Source organism: Psychrobacter sp. H27 (assembly GCF_059072655.1).
The window spans coordinates 610,539-633,939 of sequence record NZ_JCACRX010000001.1 but is presented as its reverse complement, the minus strand read 5'-3'; the positions used below and the strand labels follow the sequence as shown (position 1 = coordinate 633,939).

Genomic DNA, 23,401 nt, shown 5'->3' with positions numbered 1-23,401 from the left:
GTGATGAAAAATAATAAACTTAAGGCTGGGCAAAAACTTGCCAATCCGAGTAAGGATGATTTGTATGTACATCCGTATGCTAAAACTGCTTTATGTGTTTGGCAGAGATTGAGACCTAAGACTACTTATATCAATATGAAGTTTTTGGATAACTTCTACCATCTACCACTTCGCTTGGTTGATGGAGGGGACAATGCTTTTTATTTCTTTAATGATTTCCAAAGAGTAGATCAGGTCTTAAGGTTCGAGAGTGATTACCCATGTTTAATAATCCCTGAAAGTATTAAAGACCTTCAGCAGCTGGCATGGATGGAGGTTATAAATTTAATATTCTTGAAAGGTATTCATCATCCTGATTTGTTTAAAGCACTTAAAAGTACTGCACCTCAAAGTGTTGTATGTCAGCTAATGGGAATTAGACATCTGACTGTAAAGGAGTATTGCCATTTTGCAGGTATTAGCCAGAGTAGTTATGAATATCGCCAATGTAAGTTTGCACTAGAAGAGCGAGTTCTAGGTATCCCCCAAAGTATGAGCTGGTTGAGTGGTGCACCCTAATGAATATAAAGCAGTTTGATAACAGCGAATTACAGAGGGTTTTAGATCATCTAGTGCCACTTGATTCACCGTACTTTATAAAAGTACAAAATCTGATTGTTAATACTCTTTATATTAATCTAGGCTTTTGCCTACATATTGGTGAACATGCCAAAATAGATATGCCAGTATTTGCATCGTCTGAATGTGAAGCTATTGTCGCTATAGTAATCAAAGAAAAAAAGATTGAGGATTGGGCTGTCACTTATATGCTGGTTTTGTTTTACCAGAGGTATGGTCAAGCACATATTGATAATGAAGCATGGCAGCTTATGAGTGCATATCTGCAAATAATTATTATGATTGCTATACGTAAGGATGACCACTCCGCCAAAGTCAATCAGCTAAGTGTGCGTCTAAGGATGGGCTTAAAGGACAATAACCCACAATCTGAGATTGTTAAAAAACTGATTGATATTCATGCTCAACACGTTTCACTGACGAAGGCACTAGCGATGTTACGTCAATATGAAGCCCAGATAAGGAATGATGAAGAGTCAGGCAAAGTGGTTAATCAAAAGTTGGCTGGTAAAATTGGTCAAATAAGACTGGCCTATGAGGTTGTTGCAGAGAACAAAGCATTTGTAGGTAAAACCTATACCAACTCACAAAACAATGAGCTTAGTAAAGAACACTCTAATAAGCGATACCTTGATAGTACTAATGAATCACTACGAGTGACAGTATTTGGCAGACCCCATAAAAATGATAACGTGGCGGACGCTGAGAATATTGCTGATGATGACCCGCCTGCGCTCTTAGATAATGATTTTAAGCCTTCCAGGACAACCGCTAAATCCTCAGAATTGCAGCAATGGAAGCTAAAAAACAACTATCGACATGCCCGCCGTAATCAGTTTCATTTTCCTACCAATCTACGTCAACTAAGCCTACTAAGCTATCAAATGCTATTTGCTCGGGTGTGGCAGCTTTTTATTATTGTCAGTTATAAGCAGCGTCAGGTTTATGCGGTCATATTACTATCACTATTAAGTGGTCGGAAGATCCAAGACGTGATTTATGAGTTAGAACTGGAGAAAAGTCAGCGCAAGTGGTTGAGTCATGAGAGCGGTTCGGCTGCTGATAGTTATGCTATGAGTAACACTATTAACGTAACTTCGAATCGTAGAAGTCACTTATTGCCGCATCGTCAAAGCCATGATAATGAATTTAAATTACCTCTGCCAGCTAGACTGCAAGCAGTTATTGAAAATAAGTTTTTGGTAAATAGTAATGAGGTCTCTGAAGTGCTGGCAAGCTTAAAAACGCAACTAGAGCTACCAGTGTTATCTAATCAGCATATTGACGCTTGTTTATATACAGTTATAAAGAATGAGCTGCAAGAACCATTACATGCCGACATGATTACTGGGGTTGATGTGAAGCACAGCTCGCCCTTATATTACACCAGCATTGAGACGATAAGCTTAGAGAAGACCTACTACAGCGCTATACAGCTATTGACCGAATACTGTAATGCGGATAGCCAAGGTGAGCTGCGACAGCTTAGTATGTCTAGCACGAGAAGTAATCGGTATAAAAAATATGTCGGTAGTGACATGACTTTAAATACTAATATCTGCCAAAGGTTCTTTGATGAGCTTGCTGAGGCAGCTGAGAGTTATAACGGACGATTAAAGCGAAACATCAATATACGGCAGGACCGTTATATTGAGCAGTTTAACGCTTATAGTATTTGGCTATGGCACATTACTATTATTCAGACGGGCATTAGACCTGTAAAGCACGCGCCTGGGCTTTTAAATCAGTTTGACGTTAGGCAAAGGCTGTTATGGGTGTCAGATAAAGAGGAGCGTCATGGACAAGGGCAGGGAAGGCTTATTCCTCTTAGTAATTTCTTAATCACAGCCATTCAAAATTATATTGAATATATCAAGAAATTTGCAGTCATGCATAATTCTATATATCCCAACGACCAATTTCCTATAAATAATATTTTGAATTCTAGTCAGCCACTCATTCAGCTATTTAGCCAAAACCCAAAAGGGTTTACCGGTATTACGCCTAGTAAGGTCCGTTATCAGATAAAACATTTTTTTAGTCACCAAGATAACTGGTTAAGACATCAATTACGCTCACTACTCACGAATAGATCTCCTGAGTATTTGATCTGCGCCTTATATGGTCATGAACATTCAGATCAAGAGGCTATGCATCCAATGTCGTCATTATCCATTAATGAGCTAAAAGAACTATCTGCTGACTTAGATAAAGTAGCAGTCGAGCTTAACTTACGACAAGTTGAGGTGAATATATATGGATAATGCCGTTGCCCATCAGTTAAGAGAAGAAAATAAAAGCAAGAGTCATGAAAGTATCAAAAATGAGGCGAAAGCTTTGATAGCTTCGTATGTTGAGGGCAATCAGATACCCACAGGAATAAACCTAACTGAATACTATCAAACCATTGGTAACATACTTGAAATGCATTTTGATACTGCGCATAGCTATCACTTAGCTAGACAAGGATTTTTAGAATACATACGGAGTTACAACAAAGCTCATGAACTGTGTTTGGATGAACCAGTTGTGCCAGTCGTAGCAGAGCGTGATCATTTAACAATATCCTATGATTGGATGGTAAATGGTGCTCAAGTAAGTCTTGCTAGCCAGCAAATGATTGAAATATGGCAACGAAAAAGAAGGTTCTCAAACAATAATTTGATTGAGTCAGCGCTCTACTGCAGCGTGATGTATGGGGGATTGAATGACTTAGATGTGTTACAAGCTCTGTATCAATGGCTGCTAGGCGAACGTGAGATATATCAATTGCAGATACCAGCAACTGATGAATTACCAGGTTCAGGTGTCAGCAGCGAGAGTTTGGCGATAATTTTACTAAGTATTGATGATGACAATTACGGTTGTTCTCATACGCAAGGTCATGTTTTAGATGATGTATCTACTATAAGCTTACAGCGTTATGTAGAGTACATACCTGACGATATGACACTTTGCTTTTTATATGCGCTGAAAGATAAAAAGCTGAACAGAGAAGGTATAAAATCGTTTGAAACCATTATCAGTGATATTTGTAAGAAGCTAAAACTACAAAATAAAGATAAAAGTAAACCGCATTTATCGCAGTTAATAAAATACGCTGACTATCATTGGCGGCAGATGAAGGGTGCCGATATAGATAGTGCGCTGTCTATTGTTAGAAAGGGAAAAATTAAAACGACGGGCTTAACCACAAATAAGCTTATTAATTATAATCAAGAAGTGATTAACTCAAACCCACAGCCGCTAACTTGGTCAGAGCTATTTGTAGCAAGCTATTCAGAATCAGACAAAAAAATTACCAATAGTAGGGAGTATCCAAGCTTTAGTAAGAATCTTATTAAAGAGGTTCAAGACGCTCTTAAGGGCAGCAAAGGCTCAGCTATTATGAAAGTAGAGCTGTTGCAACAGGAGTTTACTCAACCTAATGCTACGCGTCTTTTAGGGTGGGTCAAGAGCTTATTGAGTGATAGTAATAGTAGGCTAGATACCATTAGTAAATACGTGGGGTGTATTGGCCGGGATTGGCTGATGCTAACGATGGATGAAAATCTCGATGAATGGTCTAACGAGGACTTTGAAGCTGTATATGAAGAGATTATTCAAAGTAAGATTAAGGATGGAAGAAAGCAATCTATTTTGCACAAAGATGCAGGCTTTAATGAAGACAATCTAGATACGGATTACGATTTAGTTGGCTATGCAGACGATGTATTAAGTCAAAGTAGTTTCAATGTCTTGAATAATGAGCATTTAAAGAAAAACAAAGTTTCATGTTTGTATAAGCTCAAAGATACTCAAAAGTTTACTTATGGTCGGTTGAAAGCGTTTCATGATTATCAAAAAGAGTATTGTGATGCCCCATATGTATATTTTCCGTGGGGTAATAGACGGCAGGTTGTGAATGAGAACATGATATCACCTCGGATATATCATGCGATGGAAGAGTATCTGATCACCTCAGATTTAGACTATGAACAGAAAAACCTGTGCTTAGTAGTCTTGAGTCTTGCGTATCGGACAGGAATGCGCATCAAAGAACTTATCGGTGTTAAAGTTCGTGATATAGCTGACATCTATATTGATGAGCATGGACAACGAATAGAGCAGCCGCAAATATGGCTAAGACCAAATCGCTATCGGAGATTGAAAAGTAGCAGCGCAAGCCGCCTTATACCGATTAACAGCCTACTTAAAAAAGACGAGTTGGAACAATTTATTCAGTTATATCGTCAGCAGAAAAGATTGAAGCGTCGTTACTTATTTTCTCAAGGTTCAGGTGATCAGCCGTTAACCAGTATTTTTTTTAGCAATCTCATGAAGTTAATTTGGGATAGATTGCTAGGAGAGCACGACTTCACATTTCATAGCTTTAGGCATACTGCTATTAGTCAGCTGGCGTTAGTACTAAGTAAGTCGCCATTGGCACAGGTGATGACTGATTATGACAATGAGCAGTGCAAGAAAGTAATCAAAGGTATCCTTGGCTATCATAAAAAGCAGGGCGCTTGGTTTGGGCTGGCCAGCCTTTCAGGACATTTAACGTGCGACACAACATTTGAGCATTATATTCATATTGCGCATCTGCTGGTAGGGGAGCAGCTCAGTAACGCTTGCTTAGAGCTACCTATAGCAACTTTAGAGCTAATAACAGGGCTTGGTTATTCTACTATCTATAGACAAGACAAAACTGCTTATGATGCAACGACAAAGACTGTGCAATTAAATAGGATGAGACCATATTTACTTAAAAAAATAGCTGTTAATAAAACACCATTATTTAAGAGTGCAGATGAACCTAATAGCAATGCTAGTCAGCAACTGTTAAACGGTAATTTGAATGAATTTAAAGAGTCGAATACAAGTTCAATTTTCATTCATCCTAAATATGCGGACGTCATAGGTTTTCTAGAGGAGTTGCAGAAGTTAAGCATAAACTCTAAAGATGAGCTGTTACCTGAAGTTGCTATTAGACATGGTATAAGTCTAAATGAGTCTAAATGTTTATATCTGCGCGCTAGTGAGCTGTTCAACGATGACAAGCTATTACTAGGTAGGCCCAAAGGTAGTAAAAATCAGGAGGTAATGATTAAAGCATTGGATAGAGCTTATCAGATGTCTATAAAGGATCCTGAGAAGTTGAGAATGTTTATTGAGATATTTGCACATAAACAAAACTTAAATAACTCATCGATTCATTTTGGTATTAAGGAGACCCAGCTGGAGATGCTACAGAGTTTTATGCTAGTAGGTTGTCAGCTTATTGATGCCAGTCATTGGCAGGTTAGGGCATATAGCGAGCAAGCTGTAAGTGATGTTAAAAAAGACTTGAGTCTGAACAGCTTAATACGTGTCGGTGCTCGTGAGAGTTTTCACGGTTATGAGGTAAGGGTAGTACAGAGAAAACGTAAACACTCTGACAAAAACTTGGCTACCACTGATCACTATTATGCATCATCGGGTGTGTTGAAATATTTGGGCCATACTCTAATGATATTGGTTGAATAATAATAGACTAAAGACGATATTCTAGATATACATCAGAAATTTTTAAAGATAGTAATTTATAGCATAACGATGTTTCGTGAATTCAAATAGAAATATATCTTGTAGCGAGGTTTTGTCAGTTTTGTCAGTTTAATTTGAGGTGATATATGAAAAAAAAGCACAAATCAATCTATGATTTGCTAGGTGTTAATACTTCTTTGGGAGTAAATAAAGAAGCTATCCAGAGCCTCAACAATTCACTTAAATATAGTTCTCCTAAAAATAAGAATGATAGTAACTATACAAAACTATACGATGATCTAGTCCTGTTTTTGAAACAGTACTCTCCTGTAGATATTATTATATCTATTAATACTATAGAGCTATGGCCGCCTAATATCTCATCACTTGTAAAACAGAGTATTCTAGTTAATGCATTTTTAAGTATTAAAGAAAATGACTTTAAATATAATAAAGCTATTAACAACTACGATGAATTTTGCAAGTTCTCTAGCTATTTAATAGACTTACTTCCCACATTTCCGATGTTGGAAGACTTTGTTCCTGAAATAGATTGGGGAGAAGTTAAGGTTAACGTCGACAATCAGTACTTTAATATATTCTATGGTGGCTGTATTGAAAGAGTGCCTGACTTTTTACAGTCTTTCTTAATTATTCATGGTGATAAACGAGAAGCAATAGTAGACATGTTATATGCCTTAGAGTTGCAAGATTATATAATTAACCAACTTAAGCATATTGTCGATCTACCTAAAAATGTTCAAAATGGGCATATTGAGATTCCAAATGTTGATTTTTGGATTGCTTGTCGACAGGTGATTACAAATACTAGTAACTACATTAGCGGGGATCTCAATGGAATAGCTATAAGGTTGGGCAAAGAGAAAGCTTACTCAAGTCTTGACGAATTTACTAATGAATTTATGCAATCACAGGTAAATCAAGATGTATTTGTCAAAATTTCAACAAAAATTTTTCCTTTTTCAATTCGTAATAGTATCTCTGTTATCATAGATAAGTGGGCTTCAAAGTCATCCGATCCTAAAGAAGTGTCATTCCGACTGCTCGACTTCATCAACCGTAGATTAGAAACACTCAGTGAACTGCCATTACAGTTATTTGATGCAGAAAAAATTTACTCCCCCATAATAACCTCTGTATTTTACTTTGATGAAAAATTTTATTTTGTAGTGATTTTAGATGATGACGAAGACACAGCTGGAAAGCTTGAGACTGATTTGCAGAATGCGCTTCAAAGTGAGTACTGGGGTTTTAAAAAATTAAATTCTCCTTATGCTTTCAATGTTAAGGAGCGAATTGGAGACATGGTCTCAAGAGAGCAGATAGAGATCTTATATGTTACAGGAGGTGCCGCTACCGCGGCAGCTTACTACTTACCTCCAAAATCTGGAATAGTCTTTCCTTTCCCTGAATTCATTTCAGTTTTTGATAGTATTGAAAATGCTGATGAGATTGTAAAATTTCTAGGTTTTATAAAAAAACATGACCGTAAGATGCATTCCTCTGTTGTTTCGTTAGTAGACAAGTTTGCAACCTTCAAAGACTCAAATGGAATTTTAGAAAAAGGAGCCACTACCTATGACATTATAGCTTTAGACCCTCATAGTGGCTCTAACTGGCGCTATAAATATCTGGCTAATTATTGGCAAAATTTGATTGTAGACTTCCCTGATAAAATATCTAAGTGGACACCTAGGAGCTCTTACGATGATATCCAATTTTTAAGTGTTAATGATGGTACTAAGTATACTTGGTCAACTAAAGTGTCAAATACATCCATACACTTTTTGGTAGAAGTTGATGAATTCATAAACTTACCTCAAATAAACGGTAGAATGCTCAATTTTTTTGCTGAGAGTACTACAGACGCATTATCACAAAGACGAAACATTATCTCGCAACTTATGATTGTTAATCAGTATCAAACGATTATTTTCAAATGTTTACTTGATAATAATTTCTTGATTGACGATAAAGGTAAAGTAGGACCTACTAGTAAAAATTTCTTTGATAATTTAGTTTGGTGGGTTGATAAAGATACAAGTAAATATGATAAATGTCTAGAAATCAGACTATCTGTAAATATCTTAGCTATGAAAACAGAGTTAGATAACTCGATCAACAGTGAGTTTCAAGGCAAGCTAGCAAAGAAAATAATAAATATTATTCATGAAATAAATAAAAGCTTTATCTCAGATCAAACCATTGAAATTTTAGAAGAGTCGTACAAGAACCAAACCAGAGTAGCTTTAGGTACGATGAAGAGAGCATTTGACTCTCTTGAGAGTTTTCATATTTTACCTAAACCTGAACATTATATAATTGCGAGGAAGGAATTAGCAGAAATAATAAGAAATAAGGGCTATGAGAAAAAGCGATATGAGCTTGCTGTTGCTAAAGATCTAATTAACGATATTTCATCAGACTATCTAAGCACACTACTTAAGCTTCTTTCAAAGTTTGATAAAGATCAGTTGCTGATAAGTTTGTTAGAGAATTACGATGCTTACATTAACTTCAAACATCATCATAGTCATCGTGCATTACAAAGCTTAGAACATGAAGTTGCATTCAATAGGGAAGAATCTGTTTATGAGTTACAGACCGAGTTTGATAAAAATAGTAATCATCATCGTTATCTTATTGAAAGGCTAGTTGCTAATAAGTCTAGTGGTTGTGAAGAACCTTCTAAAGAAAATATGTTACTGATACTTGCCTACGTAGATTGGTTAATGACGTTATACTCTGCTAGTGATGTTATTCATCATGGTATTGATGTTGGAGGAATTGAGATTGACAGCGAATACATTCCACAGGTGTTTTTCTCAGAAAAATCTGGAAAATTTGATCATGAATTCGGAATTGAACAAGCAGGCACTAATTTGGGGATAGGTGTTAATGAAAGTGACGAGGTTACAGGAGAAATTACTGAGAAATTACTAAATCAAATTAACGTGGCATTTATGAATGATTTGGGTTTTTCATTTACAACACTTATTATAACTCTAGACATTCTACAAAGCTGGGCAAGTATTAATCAAATCGACTTAGTAAACCATTATTGTGCTTCTTTCAGTGAATTAGTTTCTGTATGTCTTAAAGAGGTTTCCGAACTCCAAGATTCAAATGGAGTTGTTATAGAACAAGAAATTAGAGAGGTCATCATTTTTTTAACTTTAGATGCAGATAGAGTGGTTAAAAAATTGGGTTCTGACAAAGTGGAATTTGATGTACCTGTATTAGAGTACAACAAAAGAGACCAACGCTTAAATATAAAACCTTTAATTAAAATAAGCAATGATAGCGTTTTATGGAGCGCAGGTTGTGTTTCTAGAACAAGGAATATATGGCTATCTCGAATAGCTGAAGGTTGCTTACCTGCCAATTTTCCTTGGAAGTCTGTTAATACAGTAGTTGATAGCATCAAAAAAGATATAGAAAAAAAACTTGAATTAGTGACCTTTGAAGTATTTAACCGTTACTTCGATTCTAACTATTGTCATCATGGTATAGATTTTAAGAGAAAGTTTAAAAAAGAGGGTTTTGATGATGTTGGTGATTATGATGTGCTGGCATACATTCCCCAATCAAATACTTGGATTATGGTCGAATGTAAATACAACCAAACGCCATATTGTCTACAGGACATGAAGCGTCTTCGAGATAGAGTTTTTAGTATTGGTAAAAAAACTCATGTTCCTAAAATATTTAAGCGATATGATTTCCTTATTCAAAACCATCATAGGATTTGTGAGATTTTAGGATACTCACTAAATACTGAAACTAACCCTAAAATAATTATGTTGTATATCGCTAGGCAAATTTATTGGATTCATAGAAATCCTCCGGTGCCAATTGAAATTGAGTTTATTCAAGTTGATAAGCTAGACAATTGGATTATTAAAAATAAAGATCAGTGGTTTGCTTGAGGTATCTTAATAGAGAGTCTTTATAGAAGAAATCTTAATAAGATCCATAAATGCTACTGACGAAACTATCATTTAAGCACAAAAAAAGCGCTATTTTTCAATAGCGCTCTAATACTACACTGCCATAACTGCCATAACTGCCATAACTGCCATAACTGCCATAACTGCCATAACTGCCATAACTATATAAGTTCCGCCACTCTTGAGTTAATAGAATAGCGTTCTGTTGGTCGACCACCTCGACTAGTACTAGGTATTACTTGCCAACTTAGCCAGTCATGTTCAACTAGCACCTCAAGTGCATTAAGTACGTCATCAGCATCAGTTAAACCTTTCCAACCTTTACGTATGAGCTGGCGAGCTGTGAAGCCATGCTCAATCCAATCGGTTGTGTCAGTTTTGTCGGCTCCCTTTTTGACCATTTTCAGTATTTTATCTGCTAAATAAGAGGCTTTGATATTAGCGCTGTCAGTGACAGTGCTATATATCCTCATCATATGGCTCTCTAATACCTCACACCATGCTAGCGCTGCTCTGAGTGCGTTTATGTTGACTGCACCTAAAGAAGTATTATGCTCAATGCAATCGACTAGATGAAAGACTAGGGCTAATGACGGCACTGTTTTAGCATACTTGATGAGATGCTCAGCTATGATGCTATGCTCAGCTTCGCTAGCTTTGAGTTTAAGCGCATCATACCAATTCATAAACACTTGAAAGGCGTCATCAGTAAATCGGTAGTAGGGGCGCTTGTGGTAGTCATCAATAGGGTTTGCACCGTAACGCATGAAGTCGCCTAGCTGCATACCGTCAATCGTTTCAAACAAATTATAAATCGCATCACGGCTTTGCTTGTCAGGGGGCAAGTCACGCTCTTTACTGTTTGGCAGTGGGTCAGGATAGACCATTAATTGAAAGCGTTGTATAAGTCCGTCATTGCCTAATCCTTTCATCGTCTTAGATAAATAATACTCAAGCTTGTCAGGTTGTATGCCACCAATGACCGATAGACAATGATTGCTGACAGGTACGTGACCTCTACCAATTCTATCGACTTTAAAACTACCTAAGCCGTTAAAGCCTTCAAGAAAAAATGATTTATTTTGACTGTTAGTATCACCGTCTAACGAAGCAAACCATGCTGTCAGCTCATCTCGTATTATTAACATACCGTTCTTATGTTTGTTTTCAAGCTCTCCAATACTCTCTATCGTTCCATCATTTGTAGAGTAGCGTTTCATCTCAGGCATTAGCTCATCACTTTGTTTTGCTTCTGCCAACTCCTGCGCCTTAGCTTTAAAATCGTCTTGACTGATCTCAGCATCGTCATCAGTTTGGTTTGTCAGCTTTTTAGCAAGGTCACTGAGCTGTTTTTCAGTTGCCTTTGTCATATGCTTGTTTATTTCTTTTTGAGTGTCATGCTCAAGCTTGTCATTAACATGGCTCTTTTCAGCAAGTGCTTCTAAGTAGCTAATAGGTTTTAACCCCTCAGTTAAAGACGGTGTTTTTTTACTCGATGGATTACCTACGATTGCACCATAAAAGTTAGGCACTACCTCCCAGTTATCATACATCTTTGGATAAATGCTCAGCTTAGTACCGATCACGCTACCAAACGATACTATCAACGGTACAGCTGCATATTCAATAGGTACGCTCAAGCGCTCAGCACTGTTTGACGCATAATCCCATAGCAGTTTTGGCATCATATTGCTTGTCAGCGTCTTAACTGGTGGCAAGGTTTGGCTGATAGGTTTGGGCTTTGGTTTGTTTAGTGCTTGTAATTTTATGATCTCAGCATCAGCTATTAAGTCATCATAGTCAGCGTCAAACTCAAGCGCGTCATAAATAAGCGTATGCTCACAAATAATGGCTTCAACATTAACGCCTTTAAGTGGTGTTATGACTTTGGTCTTACACTGTGAGGTGGTCATGATGGTTACTTGCTGCACCTCTGCAAAGTGTTTCACCGTCCGATTAAACAAACTTGGTACAAGGCAAGTGAGTACCGTAACATCGATATCTTGCTTGCGATAAGCGTTATAACATCGCACTGCCTCAACAAGATTAGTTATAACTACCCACTTACTATCACGACTCATCGAGCCAATGACAAAAGCGCTCGGTATATCGGTATCAGATATAAAGATATGTTTATTATCCTCAAGCGGTATGCTGGCAAGATTAACTTGCTCAGCTTTGTTATTGAGCATAACTAGACCTAGCGTATTAGCAGTGTCCAGTTGTATTTGCCCTTCTAGTTGTCCAGAAAAAATGGTAATATCACAATGTAGTTTATAGATATCAGCATTTTCATGAGTATTGATAAGAGTTGCCAGAACTTCGTTATCTGCTACGTCTGCAAACGTAGCGAGCAAGAAATCAGCTAGATATTGAGACAAGCCCATGCCGTCAGCATGGGCTTTTTCTTTGATTATATTATTCATTAATATTCTCCTGTGCACTATTGACAGGATTACTATGATTTTCTAGCCACTCTAAAACTTCAGAGTTTTTCCATGCTACCATGGTTGGTGAGAGTCTAACGCTGGCTGGAAACCTGCCATCGCGCGACCATTCGTGCAGTGTTGTGCGTCCAAATGGTAAAAACGGTAAGATATTTTTTGCTCGCGACATGCCCTGAAGTGGAAGTGTAGGAAGAAAAGACTTATCTCTATAAGATAGAGTTTCACTAGCGGACTGACTTGAGACTACTAAATGATTTCTATTAGTTGAGCTTGTCATATCTATAACTCCTTAACGGTTAGTTATGAACAGTAACGGTATGCTACTGCTGATATGAATAAGCTTAGATCATTTTCTATTACCAAAAAATGCAGCAACTTAGGTTTATGTACATAAACTTAAGTTGCTGCATATAAATTTCATGATTTTTTAGGTCTGCCAGCTTTTTTTGCATAAGGTGGAGCTATATCTGATATCCAGCTCTTTATACTTGAAGTATGATTAGGAAGTTGATCCGCATACTCACTCTCTTTCAATGCTACAAAAACATTAATCGCCATGTCTTTCATTCTAATCTCATTATTAATGTCTTGTTCCCAAAATTCTTTAGCTAATTCTTTAGCTTTTTCTTTGGCAGCTTTTTTTATTGGGCTAATACCTTGCGTTAATTTTTTATGCGGACAATCTGTTAGTTTATTACCTAAAAGCGAGCTAATTCTTCTCTCTAACAGAATCAAGTCTTTATGCACAATGATTAAATGAGTAAAATCTATTAGATCTTGTTCTTCTACAAGCTGTTCTTTTGAGTTTTGATTTAAATCATGAGATAGTGTTTTTTTTGTTGTCGGATATAGAATGATAGTTTCGGTAACATAATACCCGTACTTTGGTTTAATAATTAAATTATTAATATTAGTCAAAATATCAGATTCTTCGCCTCCATCGGGAACATTAATCATATTTATGAATATTATTGGGTTTTTCTCACGATCATAAATATCTATATGCTTGTCTAGTAAAAGCGATTTAACAGCACTATGATGTAATTCAAAAAGTACTTTTCCATCTTTAAATATTTCTGACAAAGTATTTTCCATAATTCTAGTTATAATTATATGGTTTAATTCTTTGTCATCGTTACTGGGTACATTAGTTCTAAATATACCTCTGACGATATCACCTTTCAAGTATGCGTAAATAGGTATCTCATACTTAGAGATATTATTTAATAACCTTTCGGAAGAAAATATGTTAGTTTTATTTTTTACATTTAAGTAATCACAAGCTTCACTCAACGTATAGTGTGTAGATTCCAAAATGGATAATTCCATCATACATAAACCCCAAGGTATATCTATATGTTGTAAAGTTATTAATAATAATTAATTCATCAGTTTAAAATAAACTCACTTGCATAAATGGTGGTTATATAATCTGCCCAATCATTCATCATATCTCGACGATAATCTAAGTACTGAGCGCCATTGTATGCTTTACTAACCTTATTTTCTTGTTCATGTGCTAGCTGTAAATCAATAGCTTCATGCATATAGCCCTGCTCATGTAGGGTAGTGCTCGCTAAACCCCTAAAACCATGCCCCGTCATTTTATATTTGTATCCCATCTGATAAAGAGCATTAATAAAAGCATTTTGGCTGTACGGTTTGCGAGTGTATGGATTATAGAACACGTATTGTTCTGAGAAATTTAACTCTCTGATCTGCTGTAATATATCTATAACTTGTGTCGCAAGTGGAACAATATAAGGTCTATCCATTTTCATCTTATCTGCTGGAATACGCCAAATTTTTTCGTTCCAGTCGATTTCTGACCATTCCATAAATCGAATCTCATTTGTGCGCACAAACGTATAGCATAGAAACCATAGACCTAATTTAACTGTAATATGTCCATTGTAGTTGTCAATATCGTGTAAAAGCTGAGGCAACTCCTTTGAGGTGATGCGACTATGATTTTTAGTTTTATGCGGTTTAATAGCAGCGGATAGGTCAGAGGCAGGATTATATGTAGCTAAACCGATTCTTATAGCATGTTTAAATATTCGTCCAACTTCTGCCATTGTACGGCGCGCCATTTCATTAGCACCACGTGCCTCGACATTTTTACCAATCTTTAAAATATCAGGTGATGTAATGTCGTCGATTAGTTTATAACCGATAACTGGTTTAACGTCACGTGTGTAAGCTGAATAGTTACGATTAAACGTACTTGTGGCTAAAAAGGTTTTACGGTCTGCATACCAAGCCTGAGCAATAGTATTAAAAAGCCTCGATCCATCTTGTTCAGCAATTTTTTCCTTCTTTTTGTCTTTCGGGTTAATGCTTTCACTGATCAGCTGCTTTATTTTTAGATTATGATGGCGTGCTTGCTGTAATGTAAGCACTGGATACTTACCCAAAGTGAGAGATTGCTGCTTTCCTTGCCAGCGATAAGCGCTGACCCAGACTTTGTTACCTGTATGTCTTACCCACAGTTGTAGACCGTCTCCATCGCTGTGCTTATCAGGACGGCTAGGAGTGCATTTTTCGCTTGGAGTTAGTTTGTTGATAATAGTATGAGTTAGTGACATGTTGGTATATCTCCGTGTTGTTATAATCTATACCAACAAATATACCAACTTTCTATATGGTTCGCCATATACCTATATAATTCAAAAACCTCCAGAACACCCATAAAAAAAGGCTTGCCGTATCACTACGAACAAGCCTGATTTAATATATGGTGGGCCCAGTAGGACTTGAACCTACGACCAAAGGATTATGAGTCCTCTGCTCTAACCAACTGAGCTATGGGCCCTAACGTTAGACGCACAATGATACCTGAATTTTTTAATTTTTCAAGTAAAAGATAAGAAGTAATCGAGAAATTATTTATAAGTGATGGTCTTAGTTAAAAACCACTACCAGCCATCGTGAGGCTACGCCCACCATCCACAGTGATAATCTCGCCAGTGACATAATGTGCCTGTATCAAGTACAGCACACTATGCGCAATATCTTCAGGCTTGCCTATTCTTTGCATAGGAATTGAGTCAATAATCTCTTGTTGCTGTGTGAGATCGAGGGCTTGGTCGCCATTAGGATCAGGTAAGATATTCACACCAGGTGCGACACCATTGACGCGTATATCTGGTGCGAGCTCTAGTGCTAGCGATTGCACCATCATTCGATGGGCAGCCTTTGCCATATTGTAGACTGTATAATTGGCAAAAGGTTTATCCTTCGCATGAATATCCAATAAGCTGATAATGCAGCCTTGCTGGTGTTTGAGATAGGGCAGTAGCGTTTGGCTCAATATCAAAGGTGCCTTGGTATTGGTCAAAAACAGCTCATCCCACTGTGCATGATTGATGCCACCAAGTGGACTAGGATAGAATCTTGACGCATTGTGCACCAGTACATCAAGCTGTCCAAAGGCGGACATGATATTTTGGACAAATTGGTTCAATGCCGTGTCATCATTGACTACTGCCAGATCAGCAACGATAACGATGGCACTATTATCACGCATATCGTTGAGTTGAGCTGCTAAACGGTTTGCTGCTGTCTCGCTACGATGACAATGAATAATGACGCAGTAGCCTTGGCTGTGTGCTGCTCTAATAATCGCTGCACCAATACGCTTGGCGCTACCCGTTACCAGCATGACAGGTGCTTGAGTATTCATGCTTGTTCGCTGAAGTGCATTAGGTTCTTTGTTCATAATGAGAATACTGTTTTGAGTGCGTTCTAATATTAGCCGTGTGCCTGTAAGTGATCAATCCTACTTTGGCGTAAGGCTGCCCCAATAGCGGGGCCTTTAAGGTCTGAGGCAATGTCAGTCATACCGATAGCATGAAAGCTATTTAGCGCTAGCATCATTTGACGATGTTGTATGGCCAGTTGTAAGACATGACTACACACAAGTAATTGCGATAGTTTATCTGGCTCCTTGTGAGCGCCGCATGTTTGCAATAGGTCAATCTTGTCAGCAGCGCTTAGACTGTTTATTGCGCGTAGTTTGTTGGCGTGCTGCGCAAATAGGGTAGCGAACTGAGTATGTGTTTTGGGTACTTTGGCTGTGTTACCGATACTATTAATGCTCTTTGTAGCAGTTGATACGTTAAAGTCAGATTCAGAGTTTTCGCTCTTAAATAGTGAAGGGGCAAGGCTTATCATCAATAGCGTCCAACGCTGTGATAAGTTTAAGCGCATTTGACCTGCAAAATACAAGGCAGTCTGAACCGTTTCTCGTATACAAGTGTCTTCCCAAGCATCATGTAGTGGGGCAAAATGCTCTATGAGTCCGCCAATATCAAACAACTGCTGCCAGTATACTTGCGGTGATAGTTGCATGGTGGCGCGACTCGATTCTTGCCAAATGCGTTCGGCACTCAAGTGAGCAAGCTCTCCTGAACTCACTAAGTGATGCATCAGCGTTAAAGTATCATCCGCGATAATAAACCCTAAATCGTAATAACGTCCATAGAATCGAGCCGTTCTTAATACTCGTAATGGATCTTCGCTAAAAGCACTAGACACGTGACGTAAGATTTTACTGTCTAAGTCTTCCAATCCACCATAGTAATCAATGACGTCGCCGCTGATAGGGGTGTCATCCGTGAGACTAGTGACCTCGATAGCCATGGCATTGATGGTTAGGTCACGACGTTGCAGGTCTTCTTTCAAGGTGACATCGGGACTGGCATGTACGCTAAAGCCTTTATAGCCTGAGCCTTGTTTGCGCTCCGTGCGGGCTAGCGCATATTCCTCATGACTGCGAGGGTGCAAAAAAACAGGGAAGTCAGCACCTACTTGCTGAAACCCAGCATCAAGCATCTCTTTGGCAGTAGCGCCAACAACAACGAAGTCTTTATCTTTGATGGGACGTTTTAGCAGTTGATCACGTACCGCACCGCCGACAAGGTAGATTTGCATAAAAGCCTCTTTGTATTGCACTGTAAATCATCAGTTCAATAGCGAACCATAATAAAACCAGTCAATGCTATGAACGAGCACTGACTGGTTTTATTATAACAAAAGAGCCCTGCCAATAAATGACAGAGCCCTTTCTAATAATATATTTGTACTAAGTGCAATGTATGGTAACTAAGTACAGTATACGACTATTTTTCGTTTTCTAGGTCTTGCGCTTCAGTCACAGTCAATGCAGTCATGTTGACGATGCCACGTGCAGTAGCTGATGGTGTCAAAATATGTACTGGCTTATTAGTACCTAATAGAATAGGACCAATAGACGCACTGCCTGTTGCTGTTTTGAGTAGATTAAAGGCAATATTTGAGGCATCAAGGGTTGGCAAAATAAGTAAGTTTGCGGCACCTTTTAGTGGGCTTGATGGCATATCGTTCAAGCGAATATTCTCATTTAGCGCTGAATCACCCTGCATTTCGCCTTCAAATTCAAAGTCTACATTCATGTCAGTCAGCAGCTCATGAACCTTACGCATTTTGACAGCGCTGGTGCGGTTTGAGGCACCAAAGTTAGAATGAGACACTAGCGCAACGCGTGGCGTGATACCGAAGCGACGTAACTGATCTGCTGCCAATACCGTCATTTCAGCCAACTGCTCAGCGGTTGGGTCTTCATGGACATAGGTGTCAGCAATAAATATATTACGATCTTGCATCAATACCGCATTCATCGCATAAAAATCATTCACACCTTCTTTTTTACCAATGACGTTTTTGACATATTCTAAGTGCATTTGATAATCACTGAATGTACCACATACCATGCCATCAGCGTCACCATTATCAACCAACAAAGAGCCGATCAGAGTGGTTTTACGGCGCACATCACGACGGGCAAGTTCAATGCTTACACCGCGACGTTTGTTCTTCTCGTAGTAGCCCTGCCAGTAGTCTTTATAGCGTGGATCATCATCTTGATTAACGATAGTGATGTTTACACCATCTTTTAGACGCAGACCAAGCTTTTCGATATTGGCTGAAATAACCGCTGGACGACCAACCAAGATAGGCTGAGCCAGTCCTTCATCGACAACGACCTGTACGGCTAATAGGATGTTGTTGTCTTCACCTTCACAGTACACGATACGTTTTGGCGCAGATTTAGCACGTGCAAAGATAGGCTTCATCACAAACGCTGAGTTGTAAACAAACTCAGACAGACGCTGACGATACGCTTTCATATCTTCGATAGGCAGTGTCGCGACCCCTGAATCCATCGCTGCTTTGGCAACAGCAGAGGCGATTTCAATGATTAAGTTTGGCTCTAGAGGTCCTGGGATCAGGTATTCGCGGCCAAAGCTTTTCATGGTCTCGATGTTTCTGACGTTGGTGGTTGGTGTTGCCTCAACGTGTGCCATCGCAGCAATTGCTTTTACACAGGCTACTTTCATCTCTTCGTTGACGGTAGTTGCACCAACATCCAATGCACCGCGGAAGATGTACGGGAAGCACAACGCGTTGTTTACTTGGTTTGGATAATCTGAGCGACCGGTCGCCATGATCACATCTGGACGCACAGCGTGCGCTAGCTCAGGCATGATTTCAGGTGTTGGGTTGGCAAGTGCAAAGACGATAGGGTCTTTTGCCATACGGCGAACCATATCTTCTGATAAGGTGCCTGGCATGGATAGTCCAAGGAACATATCAACATCGTCCATGACTTCTTCGATAGCAGTAGCTGTCGTGTCACGAGCGTAGCGTTGTTTGGTTTCGTCAAGGTTTTCACGGCTAGTACTAATAATACCGCGAGAATCTGACACCAAGATATTGTTTTTATTAACGCCAAGCGCACAAATGATATCTAGGCAAGAAATAGCAGCAGCACCTGCGCCTGAACAGACCACTTTGATGTCTTCGATTTTTTTGCCAGTGATTAGCAAAGCGTTCAGCATTGCTGCGGCAACAATAATTGAAGTACCATGTTGGTCATCATGGAACACAGGAATGTTCATGCGTTCACGTAGTACACGTTCAATTTTGAAACATTCTGGTGCTTTGATATCTTCTAAGTTGATACCACCAAATGTAGGCTCAAGCGAAGCAACCGCTTCAATAAACTTGTCTGGATCGTTTTGATCGATTTCAATATCAAAAACATCGATACCTGCGAATTTTTTGAATAAAACGCCTTTACCTTCCATAACTGGTTTTGATGCCAATGGACCGATATTACCCAAACCGAGTACAGCAGTACCATTAGTAATGACACCAACTAAGTTGTTACGCGCCGTATATTTAGAGGCAAGCTTTGGATCCTTTTGGATCTCAAGACACGGTACAGCGACACCTGGAGAGTAGGCAAGTGCTAAATCGCGTTGGTTAGCCAACTGCTTAGTAGGGGTTACTGATATTTTACCTGGGCGTGGAAACTCATGGTAATGTAAGGCAGCTTGTTCAAACTGCTCTTTTTCTGTACTGAGGTTATCCGTATTCGAAGTGGTATCGTCATTCATAATAATTGCCATGGTTGGAATAAATTGGAATAAATTAAATGGTGATGAACATAACGTCTAACCCTCAAAAATTACTATAAGATAATAATTAGAGGGTACAAAGACATTAGACGACTAGCGACCATAGGCATCATGATCGGTGATCAAAGATCAAGTCAAAAAAGCAATCTAGCAAAAATAGTCATTCTAGCACTATTGGCAATTCACTGCCTAGTCAACAGCGGTGAATTGTGTGAATAATATAATGAAATGATATTCGTTATTTAGCTGGTTGATAATGCCAAAAAATACAGTCTAATATCAACCATAATTTCATAATGTTTCAAAATATTACAGTATACGTATCCATTAAGATGAACAGCTGATAGGCATCTGCGGCGTGTCAGGCGCAGGTGCAGTAGTATCCAAATCGGACGCAATATTCTGAACGTCATAAGGATTGCTTAATAAGCGGAAGACTCGATCAACTTCTTCAAATTGCCCTTGTTCTGCAGCAGTAATAGCCCGCTGCGCCATGCTGTTGCGCAGTACGTACACTGGGTTATTGGTCTGCATATCGTTGATGGCTTGCTCAACTGGTAGCTGCTCGATATGCGCCAGATAACGCATCGACCAGTCCTGCCAGACCTGCTGCGCATCAGCGCTCAATTCAGTGGTCATTTTAGCCAGTAGGTCTTGCTCATATGGATGATCATGTGGTGCGATTAGACCGAGTAGCGCGCGAAAGCTATTGGTATAGTCGAGTAAGTTATCTTCTAGTAGTGTTAACCATTCAAAAGCCAAACCTAGGCTCTCGCGTTGGTGTGGTAACCCAAGCTTGCGGCACAGGCCTTGCTGATAATGCTGCATAAAGGTTGATTCGTAAGGACCTAAGCAGTCAGCAAGCGTCTCACGAGTCACTCCCTCTAAGCGCATAAAATGTGGCAGCCAAACATTCAGGTTCCAATGTCCGATAGCAGGCTGGTTCTGGTAGGCGTAGCGACCCGTGTGATCAGAGTGGTTGTTGATCCAAGCTGGATTAAATCGCTCCATAAACCCAAAAGGCCCAAAATCCAAGGTACTACCCGTAATAGACAAGTTGTCTGTGTTCATCACGCCATGCGCAAAGCCAATCAGTTGCCAGTCAGCAATCATACGTGCCGTACGCTCAACGACTGCGGTCAAAAACGCCAGTACAGGCGTCTCGCTATCCCGGCACTCTGGATAGTAAGTATCAATCATATAGTCCGTAAATTCACCGAGTAAGTCAGGCGCAAAGCTTGCAATCCATTCAACATGACCAAGACGGATATGGCTATCAGCGACACGCATCAACGCGGCGCCTGCTTCGATACGCTCGCGACGTACTCGTGTATCAGAGACCACAAAACCCAGAGCATTAGAAGAAGGAATACCAATCTGGGTCAATGCATGACCACACAAATATTCTCGAATCGTACTACGCAGTACTGCACGTCCATCTCCCATGCGCGAGTAGGGTGTCAGTCCTGCTCCTTTGAGGTGTAAGTCTTGTGGTTGTCCGTCATTATCCAGAACCTGAGCCATGAGTAAACCGCGCCCATCACCTAATTGTCCTGCCCATTGCCCAAACTGATGGCCTGCATAGGCCATGGCTAATGGTTTAAAATCAGCTGGCACGTATTGGCCACCTAAAATATCCACCCAGTGAGTCATCAGCTCGTCATTTTCTGCCCAGCCTAATTGCTGTGCCACTTGTGTATTGAAGTGTCCAGCACGTGGGTTGTCGAGTGGTGTCGGCGGCTGCTCATGATAAAGGCGAGTGTCGAGGTTGGCATAGGTATTTTGATAATGCATACAGGCCGTTTCCATTAAAATATAAAAGTGAGAGTTTCACTATAACATAGCTCTTATATGTCATCATTGCACTCTGTCCACCTCTTGTAATCTCTGCCTCAAAAATTAACCTTGCCTACTATTTTTAGTCTACACAATTTTTAGTCTATACCGTTCTTAGCTAGCAGAACGGAGCGATCGCACCTAATCGCCTGATTGTAGTCTATAGTCTTGGGAGCTCATCCAGTAAAGAATATAAATCACAGACAAAAAAATCCCCCTATCTATGAGATAGGGGGAAGGAGAAACATTACTATTAATAATAATCAGCCAGTACCCATTCAATATCGATTACTCGGTAATTGGCTGGCTAAAATTTAAGCTGCCTTTTGACTGACACCAATAGAACGAAATGCGGTTTTGAGGTTGCTATTATGTTCAAGAATTTTTTGCTCAATCTTGGCATAATCATGCTTCAATTTATCATCAGCTTCGTGCAAGCGATCAGCGAATTCTGTCTTTTTAAGCTCGATTGTTTTGGCTTTTAGCGCTTGCCATTCTTCAACGGTTTGCGTGAAAGCATCGTATTCAAACTTAATGCGATCTTGGAAGCTCTTCATCGCATGAGGCAGATCAATACCGCTTACGGTTGCTGTCTCAATTTGCTGCTGCGCCGTTTTGAACTGCATTTGAACTTCAGCATGCTTGATCGTCGTGTCATCCACGGTACGAAGATCAGAAGTCAGACCAATCTTTGACAAACCAGCAATCAACCATTTGGTTGGATCATACTGCCACCATTTCACGCCATTACGATAGTCGTATTGGAAGAAGTGATGATAGTTGTGATAACCCTCACCCCACGTAAAGATAGCCAAGAAGAAATTGTCACGAGCCGTATTGGTATCGGTATAAGGACGAGTACCCAGCATATGGCATAACGAGTTAATAAAGAACGTAAAGTGATGCGTCAGTACTAAGCGTAGTAAGCCTGCGATGACCAATGTGCCCCAGACATCACCCAGCAACCAACCAACAGCAGCAACCATGCCGACATTCATAGCCACGACCCACAGACCATAGTATTTATGCTGAATCTGTAGCACTCTGTCTTTGGTCAAGTCAGGAATATTTTTGTAATCAAACTTGCCGCTCGGGTAGTTACGTAGCATCCAGCCAATATGACTGAACCAAAATCCGCGCTTCGCTGAATACGGATCATCCAAGCGATCATCGACATGACGATGGTGGACACGGTGACCTGAAACCCAGTCAAACGCAGAGCCCTGTACTGCTAAAGTAGAACCTAGCAATAAAAAATTTCTGACAATTGGATGCGCTTTGTAAGCACGGTGCGCAAGCAAACGATGGTAACCCGCTGTGATACTCATGCCAGTCCATACCATAAAGGCACCAAACACACCCCATACAGGTGCACTAACGTCATGAGTAAGCAAGTACCATGGCGTAATGATAGCAGCGGCAATGGGTGTCGCTACCAAAATAGTCGCCGGAATCCAATTGATCGGCGCTTTTGTAAACTCAAACTCGCGCATATCGATGCTTTGCTCTTTTGTCATAGCATCAGTTTGCTCAGAGTTTTTAGCATAATTGCGCTTTG

Annotated in this window: 13 protein-coding genes and 1 tRNA gene; 4 read left to right on the top strand and 10 right to left on the bottom strand. The window is 39.4% G+C overall.

The window, feature by feature from the left end:
• Positions 1–3: 3 nt before the first annotated feature.
• The 4 genes from AC5JPY_RS02470 to AC5JPY_RS02455 all read left to right on the top strand — a co-directional run bounded on the left by AC5JPY_RS02470 (position 4) and on the right by AC5JPY_RS02455 (position 10,076).
• The gene (locus tag AC5JPY_RS02470) at positions 4–558 is read left to right on the top strand and encodes a hypothetical protein (RefSeq protein WP_493851980.1); all 555 of its coding nucleotides are present in this window, start codon (positions 4–6) and stop codon (positions 556–558) included.
• Positions 558–2,882, top strand: coding sequence for a hypothetical protein (locus tag AC5JPY_RS02465; RefSeq protein WP_493851979.1), 2,325 nt, complete (start codon positions 558–560; stop codon positions 2,880–2,882). The genes AC5JPY_RS02470 and AC5JPY_RS02465 overlap by 1 nt, the downstream gene beginning before the upstream one ends.
• The gene (locus AC5JPY_RS02460; protein ID WP_493851978.1) at positions 2,875–6,126 is read left to right on the top strand and encodes a site-specific integrase; all 3,252 of its coding nucleotides are present in this window, start codon (positions 2,875–2,877) and stop codon (positions 6,124–6,126) included. The genes AC5JPY_RS02465 and AC5JPY_RS02460 overlap by 8 nt, the downstream gene beginning before the upstream one ends.
• 146 nt (positions 6,127–6,272) lie before the next feature.
• Positions 6,273–10,076, top strand: coding sequence for a hypothetical protein (locus AC5JPY_RS02455; protein ID WP_493851977.1), 3,804 nt, complete (start codon positions 6,273–6,275; stop codon positions 10,074–10,076).
• A 182-nt stretch (positions 10,077–10,258) separates the two neighbouring features.
• On the opposite strand, the gene AC5JPY_RS02450 is transcribed toward AC5JPY_RS02455, so the two are convergent.
• From AC5JPY_RS02450 to AC5JPY_RS02405, 10 genes are all read right to left on the bottom strand, one after another.
• Positions 10,259–12,523: a YfjI family protein gene (locus tag AC5JPY_RS02450; protein WP_493851976.1), complete on the bottom strand. Its 2,265-nt coding sequence runs from the start codon at positions 12,521–12,523 to the stop codon at positions 10,259–10,261.
• Entirely contained in the window at positions 12,516–12,821 is a 306-nt protein-coding gene (locus tag AC5JPY_RS02445) for a helix-turn-helix transcriptional regulator (RefSeq protein WP_493851975.1), read from the bottom strand. Before AC5JPY_RS02445 ends, AC5JPY_RS02450 begins: the two co-directional genes overlap by 8 nt.
• Before the next feature lie 140 nt (positions 12,822–12,961).
• Positions 12,962–13,876 carry a hypothetical protein gene (locus AC5JPY_RS02440; RefSeq protein WP_493851974.1) on the bottom strand — a complete coding sequence of 305 codons (915 nt, stop codon included), beginning with the start codon at positions 13,874–13,876 and terminating at the stop codon, positions 12,962–12,964.
• Between the two features lie 56 nt (positions 13,877–13,932).
• Positions 13,933–15,132 carry a tyrosine-type recombinase/integrase gene (locus tag AC5JPY_RS02435; RefSeq protein WP_493851973.1) on the bottom strand — a complete coding sequence of 400 codons (1,200 nt, stop codon included), beginning with the start codon at positions 15,130–15,132 and terminating at the stop codon, positions 13,933–13,935.
• Positions 15,133–15,282: 150 nt separating this feature from the next.
• Positions 15,283–15,359, bottom strand: a tRNA-Ile gene (locus tag AC5JPY_RS02430).
• A 93-nt stretch (positions 15,360–15,452) separates the two neighbouring features.
• Positions 15,453–16,229, bottom strand: a complete 777-nt coding sequence (locus AC5JPY_RS02425) for a pteridine reductase (protein ID WP_493843002.1) — start codon at positions 16,227–16,229, stop codon at positions 15,453–15,455.
• 68 nt (positions 16,230–16,297) lie between these two features.
• Positions 16,298–17,479 carry a tRNA nucleotidyltransferase gene (locus AC5JPY_RS02420; protein WP_493843003.1) on the bottom strand — a complete coding sequence of 394 codons (1,182 nt, stop codon included), beginning with the start codon at positions 17,477–17,479 and terminating at the stop codon, positions 16,298–16,300.
• 188 nt (positions 17,480–17,667) lie between these two features.
• The gene (locus AC5JPY_RS02415) at positions 17,668–19,986 is read right to left on the bottom strand and encodes an NADP-dependent malic enzyme (RefSeq protein WP_319051507.1); all 2,319 of its coding nucleotides are present in this window, start codon (positions 19,984–19,986) and stop codon (positions 17,668–17,670) included.
• Positions 19,987–20,334: 348 nt separating this feature from the next.
• On the bottom strand, positions 20,335–21,801 hold the full coding sequence (locus AC5JPY_RS02410) for a protein adenylyltransferase SelO (protein WP_493851972.1): 1,467 nt from the start codon (positions 21,799–21,801) through the stop codon (positions 20,335–20,337).
• A 356-nt stretch (positions 21,802–22,157) separates the two neighbouring features.
• Positions 22,158–23,336 carry an acyl-CoA desaturase gene (locus AC5JPY_RS02405; RefSeq protein WP_493852721.1) on the bottom strand — a complete coding sequence of 393 codons (1,179 nt, stop codon included), beginning with the start codon at positions 23,334–23,336 and terminating at the stop codon, positions 22,158–22,160.
• Between the last annotated feature and the right edge of the window lie 65 nt (positions 23,337–23,401).

Bases quoted from the DNA above. Each gene is read 5' to 3' on its own strand.
- AC5JPY_RS02435 (WP_493851973.1), bottom strand. From the start codon at position 15,132: ATGTCACTAACTCATACTATTATCAACAAACTAACTCCAAGCGAAAAA.
- AC5JPY_RS02450 (WP_493851976.1), bottom strand. From the start codon at position 12,523: ATGAATAATATAATCAAAGAAAAAGCCCATGCTGACGGCATGGGCTTG.
- AC5JPY_RS02410 (WP_493851972.1), bottom strand. From the start codon at position 21,801: ATGCATTATCAAAATACCTATGCCAACCTCGACACTCGCCTTTATCAT.
- AC5JPY_RS02415 (WP_319051507.1), bottom strand. From the start codon at position 19,986: ATGAATGACGATACCACTTCGAATACGGATAACCTCAGTACAGAAAAA.
- AC5JPY_RS02405 (WP_493852721.1), bottom strand. From the start codon at position 23,336: ATGCGCGAGTTTGAGTTTACAAAAGCGCCGATCAATTGGATTCCGGCG.
- AC5JPY_RS02460 (WP_493851978.1), top strand. From the start codon at position 2,875: ATGGATAATGCCGTTGCCCATCAGTTAAGAGAAGAAAATAAAAGCAAG.
- AC5JPY_RS02440 (WP_493851974.1), bottom strand. From the start codon at position 13,876: ATGATGGAATTATCCATTTTGGAATCTACACACTATACGTTGAGTGAA.
- AC5JPY_RS02470 (WP_493851980.1), top strand. From the start codon at position 4: ATGAAAAATAATAAACTTAAGGCTGGGCAAAAACTTGCCAATCCGAGT.
- AC5JPY_RS02420 (WP_493843003.1), bottom strand. From the start codon at position 17,479: ATGCAAATCTACCTTGTCGGCGGTGCGGTACGTGATCAACTGCTAAAA.
- AC5JPY_RS02445 (WP_493851975.1), bottom strand. From the start codon at position 12,821: ATGACAAGCTCAACTAATAGAAATCATTTAGTAGTCTCAAGTCAGTCC.
- AC5JPY_RS02425 (WP_493843002.1), bottom strand. From the start codon at position 16,229: ATGAATACTCAAGCACCTGTCATGCTGGTAACGGGTAGCGCCAAGCGT.
- AC5JPY_RS02455 (WP_493851977.1), top strand. From the start codon at position 6,273: ATGAAAAAAAAGCACAAATCAATCTATGATTTGCTAGGTGTTAATACT.
- AC5JPY_RS02465 (WP_493851979.1), top strand. From the start codon at position 558: ATGAATATAAAGCAGTTTGATAACAGCGAATTACAGAGGGTTTTAGAT.